Source organism: Pseudomonas atagonensis, from assembly GCF_011369485.1.
Taxonomy (GTDB): Bacteria; Pseudomonadota; Gammaproteobacteria; order Pseudomonadales; family Pseudomonadaceae; genus Aquipseudomonas; species Aquipseudomonas atagonensis.
In genome coordinates, this window is sequence record NZ_VXCA01000031.1 from 45,944 (window position 1) to 61,066 (window position 15,123).

The following is a 15,123-nucleotide window of genomic DNA, read 5'->3' on the forward strand; positions in this document are numbered from 1 at the left end:
AATATTTCTCGTTTGTTACTAAATCGATTCGCCTCCCTTCGTCTTTGAAGCAAAGGATTTTTCCCCTCGAAGACAAGGAGTCGGCTGCGATGTTCGCGCCCATCACCCGTTCCATGACCCTCACCCTTGGCCTGTGCAGCGCGGCGTTCAGTGCTGATCTGCTGGCCGAAAACGACGCCGAGACCCAGCCGGAGCCTGCCGCCCCGGCGCTGGAACTGGCCTCGACCAACGTCACCGCCCAAGGGTTGGGCAACACCACCGAAAACACCGCGGCCTACACCACTGGCGCCATGAGCACCGCGACGCGGCTCAACCTCTCCATCAAGGAAACCCCGCAATCGGCGTCCGTGGTGACGCGTCAGCAGATGGATGATTTCAAGCTCGGTACATTGTCCGAGGCCATGAGCCAGACCACCGGCGTGGTCGTGCAGCATATGGACTCGGACCGGGTTGGTTATTCGGCGCGCGGTTATTCGATCAACAATTTCCAGATCGACGGAATGCTCAATACCTTCGATCGCATGAAGTCCGATTCCGACACCATCATCTATGACCGCATTGAAGTGGTACGCGGCGCCACCGGCCTGACCACCGGCGCGGGCGATCCGTCGGCGACCATCAACATGGTGCGCAAGCGCCCGACCGCGCAATGGCAAGCGCTGGCCGGTGTCAGCGGCGGCAGCTACGACGATTACTACAGTTACGTGGACGTTGGCGGCCCGCTGGCCTTCGACGGGCGATTGCGCGGACGCACGGTGCTGGCCTATCGCGACAGTCAGTCGATCCGCGACAAGTACGCGCTGCAACGTGAAGTCGGCTACGGCATTCTTGAGGCGGATCTGAGCGACTCCACCGTGCTGGCGGTCGGTTATGACTACCAGGACAAGCAGGTTCAGGGCTCCTCATGGGGCACTGTGCCCTACTGGAACGCCGAGGGTGGCAAGGCCGGTCTCGGTCGCTCGACCAACATGGCGACCTCGTGGAGTTCATGGCCACTGAAGGACAAAACCGCGTTTGCCACACTCGACCAGCAACTGGCCGGTGGCTGGCGGTTGAAAGCGGCCTACACGCACCGGCAAAGCGACATCGACGGCAAGGTCTACTACGGGGGCGAGGGTTTTCCCGCGGCGGATCGCAGCGGCATGGTCGCCTACACGTCACACATGATCGGCACGCAGAAAATGGATGCCTACGACTTCAACGTCTCGGGCTCCTACTCGCTGCTCGGTCGTGAGCACGAAATGATGTTCGGTTACGGGGAGGCCGAACACCGCACCTGGTCGCCAAAAACCGTCAACGGCCCGCGTGCGGCCAACTACGGGACCATTCGCGACTGGAAATACATGGGCGATATCGCCAAGTTCCCGGACACCGTCACCGGGCTGACCGCCTCTCGCGGCAACACCCTGCAGAAGGCCGGCTACATCGCCACCCGACTGAGCCTGACAGACGAACTGCACGCCATACTCGGCAGTCGTTATGGCAGCTGGGAAGGCAAAAATGAAGACCGCTACTTCAACAAAAGCCTGCAGCTGACCAGCATCGAAACTACCCGCCAGCAGCAAAACGATGTGTGGACACCCTACGCCGGCCTGCTCTACGACTTGACGCCGGAGTACACGGCGTATGTCAGCTACACCGACATTTTCAAACCCCAAAGCGCGCGGGACAAAAACCGCAAATACATTGATCCGGTGGTGGGCAGCAACTACGAAATAGGCCTGAAAGGCAGCCTGCTGGAAGAACGGCTCAACGTCGCCACAGCGGTGTTCTGGAGCAAGCAGGACAACGTTGCCGAAGTCGACAACTCCGTGCCGGCGGATCCTGTCACCCGCGAGCAGTTCTACAAGAGCAGCGGCAAGGGCAACAAGGTCAATGGCTTCGAAGCCGAAGTTTCCGGCGAAGTGCTCAGCGGCTGGAACCTGACGGCCGGATACACCTATACCCACTCGGTCGATGGTGAAAGTGAACGCACCAACGCCAACCAGCCGATGAACCTGCTGCGGGTGTCGACGGCGTATCGCTTGCCGGGTGAATGGCAGGCGCTGACCGTGGGCGGCGCGGTGAATTGGCAAAGCGCGGTGTTCGGCGATTCCGACCGCCCGGTCGGTCGTGATGCGCAAGGTGAGTTCATCACCGAGAACAGCAAAATCCATCAAGGCGCCTACACGGTGGTCAAGTTGATGTCGCGTTACGCCATCGACAAGAATCTTTCGGCTTCGCTGAACGTCGACAACCTGTTCGACAAGAAATATTACGAAAATGTCGGGTTCTATAACGGCGTGTATTGGGGCGACCCACGCACGGTGACGTTGAGCCTGGACTGGAAGCTCTGACCGTTTAACAACACAAAACCTGTGGTGAGCGATTTGCCTCGCCACAGGGAATGCGCGCCCCCCTTCAAGCGTGTTAACCCCGAGTTAATGCCCGCCGCACAGACTTTTCCCCGAGATCTGCTTCATGGACGAACGGCTCCGACTTGTTCAGTAGGAGGCACCATGAAAATCATTACCGTACTTTTCACCGGGCTACTTGCCCTGGGTTCCGCCAGCGCTTTCGCCGAAGGCGGCGCCGAGCGGATGCAGTATTACTTCGCTAACTTCCCGGTACATCACGCGCAAAGCGAGCAAGGCAACGATACCCAGGCGAAAGAGATTCGCGTCCCGACCGACCAGACCGCGCAAGTGACCGAGTCTTATCGCAACTAGCATTTTGCAGAGCAACCGATGCACCTCCAGTGGCTCCGCTCTGGCCCTGGAGACGACAGTTGGGCGCCCTTTTCGGGCGCCTTTTTTTACGCCTGCAGATCCTTGATCCAGAACAGCATGCGCCCGTGATCCGGGTCGAACATGCCCGGTGCAAAGCCGAATTTGCTGTAGGCGTTTTGCGCCACCGCGTTGCCTTCCAGCACTTCCAGGGTAATTTTGCAGCAGCCGCGCTGGCGGGCGATTTCTTCGACCTTGCGCAGCATTTTCTGGCTCAGCCCGAGTCCGCGAAACTTGCCCACCACTGACACGTCGTGGACGTTGACCAGCGGTTTGCAGGCGAACGTCGAAAAGCCTTCAAAACAATTCACCAGCCCCGCCGGCTCACCGCCGACAAACGCCAGCACACTGAAGGCGAATGACCGTCGGGCCAGTTCTTCCGGTAGCCGACGGAGCAGTTCAGGATCGATGGGGTGACCGCCACCCATCGGGTCTTCTGCGTAATGATTGAGCACCACGCCGATCGCTTCGGCGTGCACTGGATTTGTGTAACTGGCCTGAAGCACAAGAATTTCTGCGGAATCCATTTCCATCCCCAAACATACAAAAACCCCGGCGCGCAAAGTGCGCACTGAAAGGCTGCCCCGACCTTAACGCGACCTACCCCGGCTGGGCAAATTCCACAATCAGATTTCCGTCAGGGGTTTCTCAGTGCCCCCAGATCAGCTCTTCGGTCCAGCCGAGCTCGGCGAAGTCTTCCGCACGCAAAACGCATTCACCCGCGCAGAAAAACTCGTCCAGTTGCGGCGGCGCCACCGAGGTACCGCTGAGCATCGCGTGCACTTGGCCGCGATGATGGATCTGGTGTTCGAACAGGTGCGACAACATGCGCAGACGACTGTCGTGCTGCGGCGTGTCGCGGGCGATGGTGACGATACGGCCCAGATCGCCATCGCGCAGTTGTTCGCAATAGGCGATCAGCCGCCGATCGACATGTGCCTGCTCTTCGCGCAGCGGTTCGGCCTCAGTGAACGGCTCGTCCTGCTGGAAAAACACGTAGCAATCGGGATGTGGTTCAACACCGCGCAGCTCGCGCTCCAGTGCATCGACGTAGAACCAGTCGCAGGTCAGGATGTGATTGAGGGTCAGGCGAATGGCGGGGAAAAAACTCACCCGTGGCGCCGCCAGTTGCGTGGCGTCCAGCTGAGTCCAGGCCTTGGCCAGGCGATGATTGGCCCAGGCATTTTGATAGGCCATGGTCAGCAAATGATGGGACAGCGGTTGGCGCATGGTATCGCCCTCCTCGTTTCAGACCTCGGCGAAGCGTTGCAACTGCATCTCCTGCAGGCGGCTCAAGGTGCGACGGAACGGGAATTCCAGATAACCCTCGGTGTACAGCGCGTCCATCGGCACCAGCGCCTCGATGTACAGCGGCACCTTGCGGTCATAACACTCGTCCACCAGCGCAATAAAACGCCGTACGCCGTCGTCATGCACCGACAACTGCGGCAACTCGCGATCACCGGCGTCCACGCGCACGGCGCCGTCCTCGGTGCCGCGAGCAATGCGCCCTTCTCGCTTCTGCGCACTCAGATTGGGCACGTCGCTCAACAGAATAGCCCGGTAGGTGTCGCACAGCGCGATGAAATCCATGGCGGCGAACGGTTGCTCGCACAGGTCGGCGTAGCGGCACCACAACACGGTTTCACTGGCGCGCACCACGTTCAGTGTCCGGTGGCCGACCGGCACGGGTTCAGCGCTGGAATGTTCATTGTTGGTCAGACGCGCAAACACCTCGCGCAACGCACTGACCGAATCCGGCGCAGTGACAAAGTAGCGTTGCTGACCGACACCCGGATGCAGTCGATGATCCTCGGCGCCGTTCACCGCCACCACCTGCATGTGCGCCTTGATCGCGGCAATCGCCGGGACGAAGCGATCACGGTTGAAGCCGTCGGCGTATAACTGATCCGGCGGCAGATTGGAGGTGCAGACCACCACCACGCCCTCGTCGAACATCACCTGAAACAGCCGGCCGAGAACGATCGCGTCCCCGATATCGTTGACGAACAGCTCATCGAAACACAGCACCCGCACCTCGGCGGCCAATTCACGGGCCAACGCGCGCAGCGGATCGGCGATCCCGGTCAACTGGAAGGAGCGCTGGTGCACCCAGCCCATGAAATGATGAAAGTGCTGACGCCGGGCCGGCACCCGCAGGCTCTGATAGAACTGGTCCATCAGCCACGTCTTGCCGCGCCCCACCGGGCCCCATAAATAAACGCCGGTGACCGAACGGGCACCGGCGTGCAAGGCTTCGTGACACTTTTGCAGCGCCCAGACCGCATGTTCCTGGGCTTCGTCCTGGACGAAACCGTCGTGTTCGATGGCGTGCTGCCAGGCGCTGAGGGGGGAGTCGAAAGTCATGCGCGGCAGTATGCCACGATGCCCCCGGCCGACACACAGCCCACACCGCATCTGCCTGAAAAGCAGATCCCTTGTGGGAGCGATTGTGTCAGACGTCGACTTTGTGTCGGGCCGCGTAGAGGCAGAGCATTTCCATGGCCAGTGTCGCGGCTGCCAGCGACGTCACTTCCGCATGATCGTAAGCCGGGGCGACTTCCACCACGTCCATCCCCACCAGATTGATGCCGCGCAAACCGCCGAGAATCTCCAGCGCCTGCACCGTGCTCAAGCCGCCACACACCGGCGTCCCTGTACCCGGAGCGAATGCCGGGTCGAGGCAGTCGATGTCGAACGTCAGGTACACCGGGTTATCCCCGACCCGCGCCCGGATCGACTCGACAATGGCTTCGCAGCCGCGCCGATGCACCTGCCGCGCGTCGAGCACCTGAAAGCCCTGGTGATCGTCATTGGTGGTGCGCAGGCCGATCTGCACCGAGCGTGCCGGATCCACCAGCCCTTCCCGTGCCGCGTGCCAGAACATGGTGCCGTGATCGACCCGTTTGCCGTCCTCGTCCGGCCAGGTGTCGCTGTGCGCATCGAAGTGGATCAGCGACAGCGCGCCGTGCTTGCGCGCATGGGCCTTAAGCAGCGGATAGGTGATGAAGTGGTCGCCACCGAAGGTCAGCATGGCGCTGCCGGCATTGAGAATGTGCTCGGCATGGGCCTCGATGCTTTCCGGGACGATGTGCGGCGAGCCGTAATCGAAATCGCAGTCGCCGTAGTCGATCACCGCCAGATGATCGAAGGGGTCGAACGTCCACGGCCAGTGACGCTCCCAGGCAATGCCGGTGGACGCCGCGCGAATCCCCCGAGGCCCGAAGCGTGCGCCGGGACGGTTGCTGGTGGCCGTGTCGAACGGCACGCCGCTGACCGCCACATCGACCCCACGCAAGTCTCGGCTGTAACGGCGACGCATGAAACTGGTGATCCCGGCGTAGGTGCTTTCGGCGGCAGTCCCGTAAAGGCTGTCACGGGTGATCGCTTGATCGTTGGTCATTGGCACGTCCATCGGTGTGCTCCTTGTTATGGTTCAGGCGGTTTTGACGGTTATTGATGGCTGCGAAACGTCGTCCACAGACGGGTGCGCTGGCGCATGTCCTTGAGGCTCATGCTGCGATCGGCGTAGAGACGTTCGCGCACGTCGGTCGGCGGATAGATGTCGGGGTCGTTACGCACGGCTTCGTCCACCAGCGGCGTCGCGGCCTGGTTGGCGGTGGCGAAAAACAGCGTGTTGGTCAGTTCGGCCACCGAGTCGGGGCGCAGCATGAACTCGATGAAGGCCCGCGCCGCTTCGGGGTGCGGTGCATCTTTGGGGATGGCGAGGTTGTCCTGCCAGATCAGCGTGCCCTCTTTGGGAATGCGATAGGCCACTTCGTAAGGTTTGTTGGCCTTGCGCGCCTGGTCGGCGGCCATGCTCGCGTCGCCGTTGTAGGTCAGCGCAAGGCAGACGTTGCCGCTGGCCAGGTCGTTGATCTGCCGCCCGGTAGCGACGTAGAGCACCGACGGCTGCAGTTTCTGCAGCAAGGCTTCGGCGGCAGCGAGGTCATTCTTGTCCGTGCTGTAGGGATCTTTGCCGAGGTAATGCAGCGCCAGACCAATGACTTCCTGCGGCGAATCGAGAATCGCGATCCCGCAGTCCTTGAGCTTGCTCGCGTATTGCGGTTTGAACAGCAGATCGAGGCTGTTCAGCGGCACGTCCGGCAATCGTTGCCTGACCGCTTCAACGTTCATCCCCAGCCCCAGCGTGCCCCAGGTGTACGGCACGCCGTAACGGTTGCCGGGGTCGACGGCGGCGAGCTTTTCCAGCAGATCGGGGTCAAGGTTGCCGTAGCCCTTGAGGCCGTCGTGAGCAATTTCTTTCAGCGCACCGGCGGCCAGCCCTCGGGCGAGTACGCTGGACGATGGCACCACCACGTCGTAACCACTGCCGCCGGTGAGCAGCTTGGTTTCCAGTACTTCGGACGTATCGAACGTGTCGTAGCGCACGTGAATGCCGGTTTCCTGCTCGAAACGTTGCAGGGTTTGCGGCGGCACGTAATCGGCCCAACTGTAGAGATTGAGGGTTTTGTCTTCGGCCTGGGCATTGATGGCCACGGACAACAACAGCGCGGGAAAACACAGCTTGAACACGGGAGCCATGACGAACACCTGACCGGAGGAAGTGACGGCAGGATGCGCGCTCGGATACATTGGAAAAATCTCAAGATTGTTAACCTGACTTTATCCCGGAGTAATGTGATGCTCGGCCAGCTCCATGACGTGGATTTGCAGTTGCTGCGCCTGTTCGCTCGCGTGGTCGAATGCGGTGGTTTCAGTGCGGCCCAAGGTGAACTGGGCCTGAGCCAGTCCAGCATCAGCCAGCAAATGGCCAAGCTGGAAACCCGCCTCGGGTATCGCCTGTGCAGCCGTGGCAAAGGCGGTTTCAGTGTCACGCCCAAGGGCGAGCAATTGCTGATCGCGGTTCGCACGCTGTTCGAGTCGATCGAGACCTTTCGCCACCAGTCCAACGGCGTCGCCGGACGCTTGATCGGTGAGGTTCGCCTGGGCATTTCCGAGGCCGTCGATCAGTCGGTGCTGCAACAGGTGGCCGAGGCAATCCGCTGTTTTCGCGAGCGCGACGAATCGGTGCGCATCGAGTTGATCAGTGCGATGCCCGGGGAAATGGAACGGCTGCTGTTGCAGCAAAGGCTGGATCTGGCGATCGGTTACTTTTCCCAGGTGCAGAGCGCCTTCGATTACCGCCAGTTGTTCAGCGAAACCCAGCATCTGTACTGCGCGCCGGGCCATCCGCTGTTCAATGACGATGCGCCGAGCGACGTAGCCATCGAAGCCTGCGACCGGGTCGACCATCCTTATCGGTTTTTGCGCAGTGACGAGCCGTTTCAGGGCAAGGTCTGTTCGGCGCGGTCGGAGCAGGTGGAAGGCACGCTGACGTTCATTCTGTCGGGCAAGCACGTGGGTTATCTGCCGGAACACTATGCCCGCAGCTGGCAGGACAAAGGCTTGCTGCGCGCGGTGCGCCCGGGGCAACTGAGTTTTGAAGTGGCGTTTCATCTGGCCCGGCACCGGGCACAGGTGCCGGGGGATGCGCAGATGGCGTTTGAAGAGGATTTGCTCAGCGCGTTTGCCTGAAGCTCAGACTGAATACTTGTGGCGATGGGATTTATCCCCGTTGGGGCGTGCAGCGGCCCTGCTTTTTTGCCTGCAGGATTGTCAGGGACTGCTGCGCAGTCCAACGGGGATAAATCCCCTCGCCACAGGTTTTCCGTAGGCCAGTGGTTTGAGTCCAAGCCGTAGGACCCAATAAAACCTGACCTTTCAGGCAATTTTATTGCGTTGCCCTCGCCGTCCTCTTCCGGCATCCTGCGCCTCCATTTTCTGACCCGGCCCCGCCTCACGGCGCGCAAAACACCATGACCGCCTCTGAAAAAGCCCCGCGCAACAACGACCTGATCTACGGCCTCAACGACCGCCCGCACCTCACGGCGACGGTGTTTGCCGCCCTGCAACACGTGCTGGCGAGCTTCGTCGGCATCATCACTCCGACTCTGATCATGGGCGGCGCCCTCGGCTTGCACAGCGAAATCCCCTACCTGATCAGCATGGCGCTGTTCGTCTCCGGCCTCGGCACGTTCGTCCAGGCCAAACGATTCGGACCGGTGGGTTCGGGGCTTTTATGCCTGCAGGGCACCAGTTTTTCCTTCATCAGCGTGATTCTCAGCGCCGGTTTCATGGTCAAGGCCAGGGGTGGCGGCACCGATGAAATCCTCTCGACGATTTTTGGCGTGTGCTTTTTCGCCGCGTTCATCGAGGTCGTGCTGAGCCAGTTCATTGGCAAATTGCGCATGCTGATCACGCCCGTGGTCACCGGCACGATCATCACGCTGATGGGCCTGTCGCTGATCAAAGTGGCGATGACCGACATTGCCGGCGGCTTCGGCGCGGCGGATCTGGGCGCGGCCAGCCATGTATTTCTGGCCGCACTGGTGATCGGCACCATCGTTGTGCTGAACCGCGTTGACGTGCCGTTCCTGCGGCTGGGCGCGATTGTCATCGGCCTGACCCTGGGCTATGTGGTGGCGTGGCTGATGGGCACTGTCGATTTCGCTTCGATGCCCGAAGTGCCGCTGGTCAGCGTGCCAGTGCCGTTCAAGTACGGCTTTAACTTCGACTGGGTGGCGTTCGTGCCGGTGGCGGTGATTTTCCTCGTGTCACCGCTGGAAGCTGCCGGAGACCTGACCGCCAACTCGATGATTTCCCGGCAACCGGTCAAAGGCCCGCTGTACATCCGCCGGATCAAATCCGGTTTGTTGGCCGATGGCCTCAACTCGGCGATGGCGGCGGTGTTCAACAGCATGCCAATGGTCACCTTCGCGCAAAACAATGGCGTGATTCAGCTCACCGGTGTAGCCAGCCGTTACGTGGCCTTCTTCATCGCCGGTCTGTTGGTGCTGCTGGGGCTGTTCCCGATGATCGGCGCGGTGCTGCAACTGATGCCGAAACCGGTGCTGGGCGGCGCCGAACTGGTGATGTTCGGTACGGTGGCCGTGGCCGGGATCAAGATCCTCGCCGAGGCCGGTCTGCATCGGCGCAACATGCTCATCGTCGCCATCTCGCTCGGCATGGGCCTGGGCATCGCCGCCGTGCCGGAAGTGCTGCGCGAGCTGCCGCAAGCGCTGCGCAACATCTTCGAATCGCCGATCACCGTCGGTGCCTTGTGCGCTATCGTGCTGAATATCTTCTTGCCGGAAGAATTCATCGAGCTTGAAGAAGACGATTTCGACCCTGAAGCTTCTATTCTTCAGGTCATGGAAAACCCCGATGTGCCGGCCAAAGCTGAACCTGCCACAGCGGCGGCGGTCGCACAGTTGAACCGTTAAAACGCTGCGCCTGCAAAAAAGGGCTGCACCGGCAACGGTTCAGCCCTTTTTTGTCGAGAGCCTGTTTATGCGCCGCGTCCACGCCGTCATCCTGTCCCTGCTCCTGCTGTCCCTCAGCGCCTGCGCGCTGTTTCCCAATCGCGATCCGGTCAACATCAACGTGGTCGGCCTCGAACCATTGCCCAGCCAGGATCTGGAAGTGCGCTTCGCCATCAAGCTCCGCGTGCAGAACCCCAACGAAACCGCCATTGACTACAACGGCATTGCCCTGGACCTTGAGGTCAACGGCCACTCACTGGCCTCGGGCGTGAGCGATCAGAGCGGCTCGATCCCGCGTTTTTCCGAAACCATTGTCAGCGTGCCGGTCAGCGTTTCCGCGTTCTCGGTGCTGCGCCAGACCCTCGGCCTGGGCCAGACCCAAACCCTCGACAACCTGCCTTACGTGCTGCGCGGCAAACTCGCCGGCGGCCTGTTCGGCACCATGCGCTTCGTCGACAGCGGCAAACTGAGCCTGCCCAAAGCCAGTGCCGCGACCTGGTAAAAATGCGTTAGCCTGCCTCGTTTATCTAAGACATTCATGGAGGCTGCAGGTTTATGGAAGACACACCCACGCTGTACACCGAACGGCTGATCCTGCGCGCGTTGGAGCTGGCCGATGCCGAGGCCGTCCAGCAACAGTTCGCACACTGGGAAGTGGTGCGTTATCTGAATGCCGCCGTGCCGTGGCCATATCCGGAGGATGGCGCCCTCACCTACCTGCGTGATGTGGCGTTGCCGGCGGTGGCGGCCGGCAAGGAATGGCACTGGTCGATTCGCCTGAAAACCGCGCCGCAGCAATTGATCGGCAATATCAGCCTGATGGATCAACCGGACAACAACCGAGGGCTCTGGCTCGCGCCGGCCTGGCAAGGCCAAGGGTTGATGAGCGAAGCCTGCGCGGTGGTGACAGACTACTGGTTTGTAACATTGGCCCGCCCGGTGATGCGCGTACCGAAAGCGGCGCCGAATATTGGCTCGCGCCGCCTCTCCGAACGCGCCGGGATGCGCCTGATTCGCAGCGATGATGACGATTTTGTGGGTGGGCGCTTCGCCCGGGACATTTGGGAAATCACCCGCGAGGAATGGCTGCAACGCGGCTGATCCCTGACAGCATAAATCCCTTGTGGGATCGGGCTTGCTTGCGAAGGCGGTGTGTCAGTCAACATCATCGTCAACTGCGCCAGCGCTTTCGCGAGCAAGCCCGCTCCCACAGGTTCTATGTCAGTCCACACATCATGCGCTGAAGCGCACACCCGGTTTCGCCCGCTCATCTACGCTCAGCTCGAACACATCCGGCCGCGCATAGTGGCCGACCACGTCGTAGTCATACCGCGCGCGCACCAGTTCATCCGTGTCGATTTCAGCCGTGAGCAAACCCGCCTCGCCACGCAGCGGCCCGGCAAGGACGTCGCCCATCGGGCCGACAATTACGCTGCCACCGGCAATCAACGGCCGATCTCCCGGCCAGTTGGCAATCTCCACACCCAGTTCATTCGGCGAGGCCTGCACCTGACAGGCGCTGACGACGAAACAGCGACCTTCGTGCGCAATGTGGCGCATCGTCACCTGCCACATCTCGCGCTCATCCACTGTCGGCGCGCACCAAACCTCGATGCCCTTGGCGTACATCGCCGTGCGCAGCAGCGGCATCATGTTTTCCCAGCAGACCACTGCGCCGAGTTTGCCGACCTGTGTGTCCAGCACTGGCAGCGTCGAACCATCGCCCTTGCCCCAGATCAGCCGTTCGGTGCCGGTCGGCATCAGCTTGCGGTGCCTGGCGACCAGTCCGGCCTGCGGATCGAAATACAGCGCCGTGCAATACAGCGTGCTGCCTGAGCGCTCGATGACGCCGATGACCAGATTGGCTCCGGTGCGGGCCGACAACCCGGCCAGCGCCTCGGTCTCCGCGCCCGGCACATCAATGGCGTTGGCAAAATAACGCGCAAACGCCTCGCGGCCTTCCGGCAAGCGATAACCCAGTTGCGTGCCAAAGCTCTCGCCTTTCGGGTAACCACCGAGCAAGGCCTCGGGCATCACCACCAGCGCTGCGCCGGATGCGCTGATCGCCGCTTCCCAGCTGAGGATCTGCTCCAGGGTTTCACCTTTGCCGCCGGGCAAGGCACCGATTTGCAGGGCAGCAACAATTGATTTAGGCATCGTGATCACTCCTTCAGGTTTCGAGGTTGCTGATTCTCCGGTGCCACGCGATCATGAATAAAGCCCTGATCACTGCTGAATGATATGAACCAAATGAATATCGCCACGGTCGACCTCAACCTGTTGAAAGTCTTCGAAGCCCTGCACGAAGAGTCCAGCGCCAGCCGCGCGGCGCTGCGTCTGGGCTTGACCCAATCGGCAGTCAGCGCGGCGTTGCGCCGTTTGCGCGAGGTGTATGGCGATCAATTGTTCGTGCGTACGGGCCGTGGACTCGCGCCAACGCTCAAGGCAAACCAGCTTAAACCGGTGGTGAGCGAAGCCTTGAACAAGTGCCGGCAGAGTCTGGCCATGGTCGACCCGGCGGCTCAGCTGTATGACGGCCGCTCGGTGACGGTGGGCATGTCGGATGATTTCGAGATTGCCTACGGCCGGCGCCTGATCGAGCAGATCGCCGAAACTGCGCCCAAGCTGCGGCTGATTTTCCGCCAGACCCACAGTCAGATCGTCGCCCGCGCATTGATGGAACGCAGCATTGATCTGGCGATTACCGCCGGCGGTTTTGCCGAACGCCTGCTCAGCCGTCAGGTGTTGGGTGAAGGGGGTTACGCCTGCCTGGTCGATCCGGCGAGCCTTGTGCCGGGTCAGCAGCAGATCAGCCTTGAGGCGTTTGTCGCGCGGGAACACATTCTGGTGTCGTCCGGGGGATTTATCGGGATCACCGATGAAGGGTTGGCCGCGCTGGGCCTGAGCCGCCGGGTATGTGCCTCGACCACGCATTTTGCGGCGCTGCCGTATCTGCTCAAGGGCAGTCAGGCAGTGGCGACCATTCCGGCGCATGCCGCCGAAAGCATCGCCGCGCTCAGCGGTCTGGCCCTGCTGCCCTGCCCGCTGGCGCTGCCGCGTTACCCGATCGAACTGGGTTGGCGCACCAGCACGCAACTCGACCCGGTAGTGGTAAAAGTCCGCGAAGCGATTGCCGCGAGTTTCACCCGCGACTAACGAGGATTTACTTGTTCGCTGCCATCAGGCGATTGACTTCACTGCGCACCATGTTGGCGAACTCCGGCGGTGACATGCCGTCCAGCTCGGCGCGAACCCATTCAGCCCACTTGCCTTTGCGCTTGCCGCGCTCGCCGAACAGACGCGCGGCTTCACCTTTGGCTTTGCCCAGATTGTTCTGCCAGAGTTCGAACAGACGGGATTTCTCGTCTTCCAGCGCGGCGCGCTCTGCGAGGGATTTGTCGGCCAGATTGAAACTCATGGGGAATTATCCTGCTGCGTAAAATGGCGACATCTTACACGCTCGACGGAAATCTCCGGCGCAGGTTTTTGCCCATGACCTAAATTCAGTGCAACTTTTTACAAAGCGCCGCACTCCATTGATCACTGTCCATTCACCTGCAAGGAGTCACCCAATGGCCCGCAAATCCGCCGTGCAATCCGCCGAAGACCAAATCAAGGATCAAGCCTTCAGCGAACTTCAGGCCCTGATCGAAGAGTCGGACAAACTGCTCAAGAGCAGCGCCTCGCTGGTAGGCGAGGAAGCCGAAACCCTGCGCGGACAAATCGCCCTGAAACTGCAGCAGGCACTGGACTCGGTATCGAGCGTGCGCGACCGTACCAAACCGGCCGTCGACGCCACTGAAAGCTACATCGGCGGCCACCCATGGCAGACCGTGGCAATTTCCGCAGGTTTCGGCCTGGTTGTCGGCTTGTTGCTTGGCCGTCGTTAAACGTTACCCCATGAAAAAGGCGAGCCACTGGCTCGCCTTTTTTGTGCCGCTAAAACGCTTCTTAACCGATCAGTTCGCGTAACTGACCCAGCGTCTGTTCATCCAGCACGATGCCTTCGGCCAATGATCTGGCCCTCTGCAAATGCCGGCGATCACCCGGCAAGCGTTTGAGCCCAACGGCGTGCATCTGCCGTACAAGCTCCTGACTGCGCTCGGCGAAACTCTGCCCGGCAGCCTTGCTCGGGTCGATCACGATCAGTAACTGGCCGGTCCAAGGCGTTTTCGCCCCCGGATGATTCGACCAATCGAATTCAAACGAAAAATTCCCGCCCGTCAATGCCGCCGCCAGCAACTCGACCATCATCGACAGCGCCGAGCCCTTGTGGCCGCCAAATGGCAGGAGTGCCCCGCCCTCGAGAATCGCCTTGGGATCCTGGGTCGGCTGGCCGAGGCTGTCGACGCCTGTGCCCGGCGGCACGCGTTCACCTTTGCGGGCAGCAATCTGCACATCGCCGTGCGCCAGGGCACTGGTCGCCAGATCAAATACGATTGGTGCGCCTCCGGCCCGGGGCGCGGCGAAAGCAATCGGGTTGGTGCCGAACAGTGGCCGATCGGCGCCATGGGGCACCACGCAGGTCATGCTGTTGACCACGCTGAGCGCCACCAGACCTTCCTCGGCGAACGGTTCGACATCGGGCCACAGCGCGGCAAAGTGATGGGAATTGCGGATCGCCAACACGGCGATGCCCGCTGCGCGCGCCTTCTCCACCAGCAACGGGCGCGCCGCCGCCAGGGCCGGTTGGGCAAAGCCGTTGCCGGCATCGACCCGCACAAACCCCGACGCCACGTCTTCGACCCGGGGCACGGCGTGGCCGTTGACCCAACCGCTCTTGAGCGTCGACACGTACCCGGGAATGCGAAAGACCCCGTGACTGTGAGCGCCATCGCGCTCGGCGGCGGCGCAGTTGGCCGCCAGCACCCGGGCGACTTCGCTGGAAGTGCCGTGGCGCAGAAAGATTGTTTCGAGGAGCTGCGTCAGCGCATCGAGTGAAAACGACGGCGAGGCAGCAGGCACATGATCGTGTGGCGCAGACATCTGAAGCTCCAGAATGATTATTGGAGGGAACAACAGCGTACGAACAA

Annotated in this window: 16 protein-coding genes; 8 read left to right on the forward strand and 8 right to left on the reverse strand. The window is 61.3% G+C overall.

Features of this window, described 5'->3' with window-relative positions:
* Nucleotides 1-89: 89 nt before the first annotated feature.
* Together F2P67_RS22040 and F2P67_RS22045 are read left to right on the forward strand one after the other, a co-directional pair.
* Nucleotides 90-2,336, forward strand: coding sequence for a TonB-dependent siderophore receptor (locus F2P67_RS22040; protein ID WP_166223672.1), 2,247 nt, complete (start codon nt 90-92; stop codon nt 2,334-2,336).
* Nucleotides 2,337-2,498: 162 nt separating this feature from the next.
* Nucleotides 2,499-2,708 (forward strand): hypothetical protein, encoded by a 210-nt coding sequence (locus F2P67_RS22045; protein ID WP_166223675.1) that lies wholly within the window; start codon nt 2,499-2,501, stop codon nt 2,706-2,708.
* 86 nt (nt 2,709-2,794) lie between these two features.
* On the opposite strand, the gene F2P67_RS22050 is transcribed toward F2P67_RS22045, so the two are convergent.
* The 5 genes from F2P67_RS22050 to F2P67_RS22070 all read right to left on the reverse strand — a co-directional run bounded on the left by F2P67_RS22050 (nt 2,795) and on the right by F2P67_RS22070 (nt 7,310).
* Nucleotides 2,795-3,292, reverse strand: coding sequence for a GNAT family N-acetyltransferase (locus F2P67_RS22050; protein WP_166223678.1), 498 nt, complete (start codon nt 3,290-3,292; stop codon nt 2,795-2,797).
* Nucleotides 3,293-3,413: 121 nt separating this feature from the next.
* Nucleotides 3,414-3,995 carry a DinB family protein gene (locus F2P67_RS22055; protein WP_166223681.1) on the reverse strand — a complete coding sequence of 194 codons (582 nt, stop codon included), beginning with the start codon at nt 3,993-3,995 and terminating at the stop codon, nt 3,414-3,416.
* 18 nt (nt 3,996-4,013) lie between these two features.
* A complete protein-coding gene (zapE, locus tag F2P67_RS22060) occupies nt 4,014-5,132 on the reverse strand; it encodes a cell division protein ZapE (protein WP_166223684.1) in 1,119 nt (372 codons plus the stop codon).
* An 88-nt stretch (nt 5,133-5,220) separates the two neighbouring features.
* The gene (gene speB / locus F2P67_RS22065) at nt 5,221-6,180 is read right to left on the reverse strand and encodes an agmatinase (protein ID WP_166223687.1); all 960 of its coding nucleotides are present in this window, start codon (nt 6,178-6,180) and stop codon (nt 5,221-5,223) included.
* Nucleotides 6,181-6,218: 38 nt separating this feature from the next.
* A complete protein-coding gene (locus F2P67_RS22070; protein WP_166223690.1) occupies nt 6,219-7,310 on the reverse strand; it encodes a polyamine ABC transporter substrate-binding protein in 1,092 nt (363 codons plus the stop codon).
* Nucleotides 7,311-7,409: 99 nt separating this feature from the next.
* Between F2P67_RS22070 and F2P67_RS22075 the strand changes: the two genes are divergently transcribed.
* From F2P67_RS22075 to F2P67_RS22090, 4 genes are all read left to right on the forward strand, one after another.
* Nucleotides 7,410-8,303 carry a LysR family transcriptional regulator gene (locus tag F2P67_RS22075; protein ID WP_166223693.1) on the forward strand — a complete coding sequence of 298 codons (894 nt, stop codon included), beginning with the start codon at nt 7,410-7,412 and terminating at the stop codon, nt 8,301-8,303.
* A 281-nt stretch (nt 8,304-8,584) separates the two neighbouring features.
* Nucleotides 8,585-10,051, forward strand: coding sequence for a nucleobase:cation symporter-2 family protein (locus F2P67_RS22080; RefSeq protein WP_166223696.1), 1,467 nt, complete (start codon nt 8,585-8,587; stop codon nt 10,049-10,051).
* A gap of 67 nt (nt 10,052-10,118) precedes the next feature.
* Complete coding sequence (locus F2P67_RS22085; RefSeq protein WP_166223699.1) at nt 10,119-10,592, forward strand: LEA/WHy family protein; 474 nt, start codon at nt 10,119-10,121, stop codon at nt 10,590-10,592.
* 53 nt (nt 10,593-10,645) lie between these two features.
* The gene (locus tag F2P67_RS22090; protein ID WP_166223702.1) at nt 10,646-11,191 is read left to right on the forward strand and encodes a GNAT family N-acetyltransferase; all 546 of its coding nucleotides are present in this window, start codon (nt 10,646-10,648) and stop codon (nt 11,189-11,191) included.
* A gap of 132 nt (nt 11,192-11,323) precedes the next feature.
* Here F2P67_RS22090 and F2P67_RS22095 read toward each other — a convergent pair whose 3' ends face one another.
* Entirely contained in the window at nt 11,324-12,247 is a 924-nt protein-coding gene (locus tag F2P67_RS22095; protein ID WP_166223705.1) for a carbon-nitrogen hydrolase family protein, read from the reverse strand.
* An 84-nt stretch (nt 12,248-12,331) separates the two neighbouring features.
* Here F2P67_RS22095 and F2P67_RS22100 point away from each other — a divergent pair, with 84 nt between their 5' ends.
* Nucleotides 12,332-13,246 (forward strand): LysR family transcriptional regulator, encoded by a 915-nt coding sequence (locus F2P67_RS22100; protein WP_166223708.1) that lies wholly within the window; start codon nt 12,332-12,334, stop codon nt 13,244-13,246.
* Between the two features lie 7 nt (nt 13,247-13,253).
* On the opposite strand, the gene F2P67_RS22105 is transcribed toward F2P67_RS22100, so the two are convergent.
* On the reverse strand, nt 13,254-13,508 hold the full coding sequence (locus F2P67_RS22105) for a hypothetical protein (RefSeq protein ID WP_007917411.1): 255 nt from the start codon (nt 13,506-13,508) through the stop codon (nt 13,254-13,256).
* A gap of 154 nt (nt 13,509-13,662) precedes the next feature.
* Here F2P67_RS22105 and F2P67_RS22110 point away from each other — a divergent pair, with 154 nt between their 5' ends.
* A complete protein-coding gene (locus tag F2P67_RS22110; protein ID WP_166223710.1) occupies nt 13,663-13,980 on the forward strand; it encodes an ElaB/YgaM/YqjD family protein in 318 nt (105 codons plus the stop codon).
* A 61-nt stretch (nt 13,981-14,041) separates the two neighbouring features.
* On the opposite strand, the gene F2P67_RS22115 is transcribed toward F2P67_RS22110, so the two are convergent.
* Nucleotides 14,042-15,076, reverse strand: a complete 1,035-nt coding sequence (locus F2P67_RS22115; RefSeq protein ID WP_166223713.1) for an Ldh family oxidoreductase — start codon at nt 15,074-15,076, stop codon at nt 14,042-14,044.
* Nucleotides 15,077-15,123 lie beyond the last annotated feature (47 nt).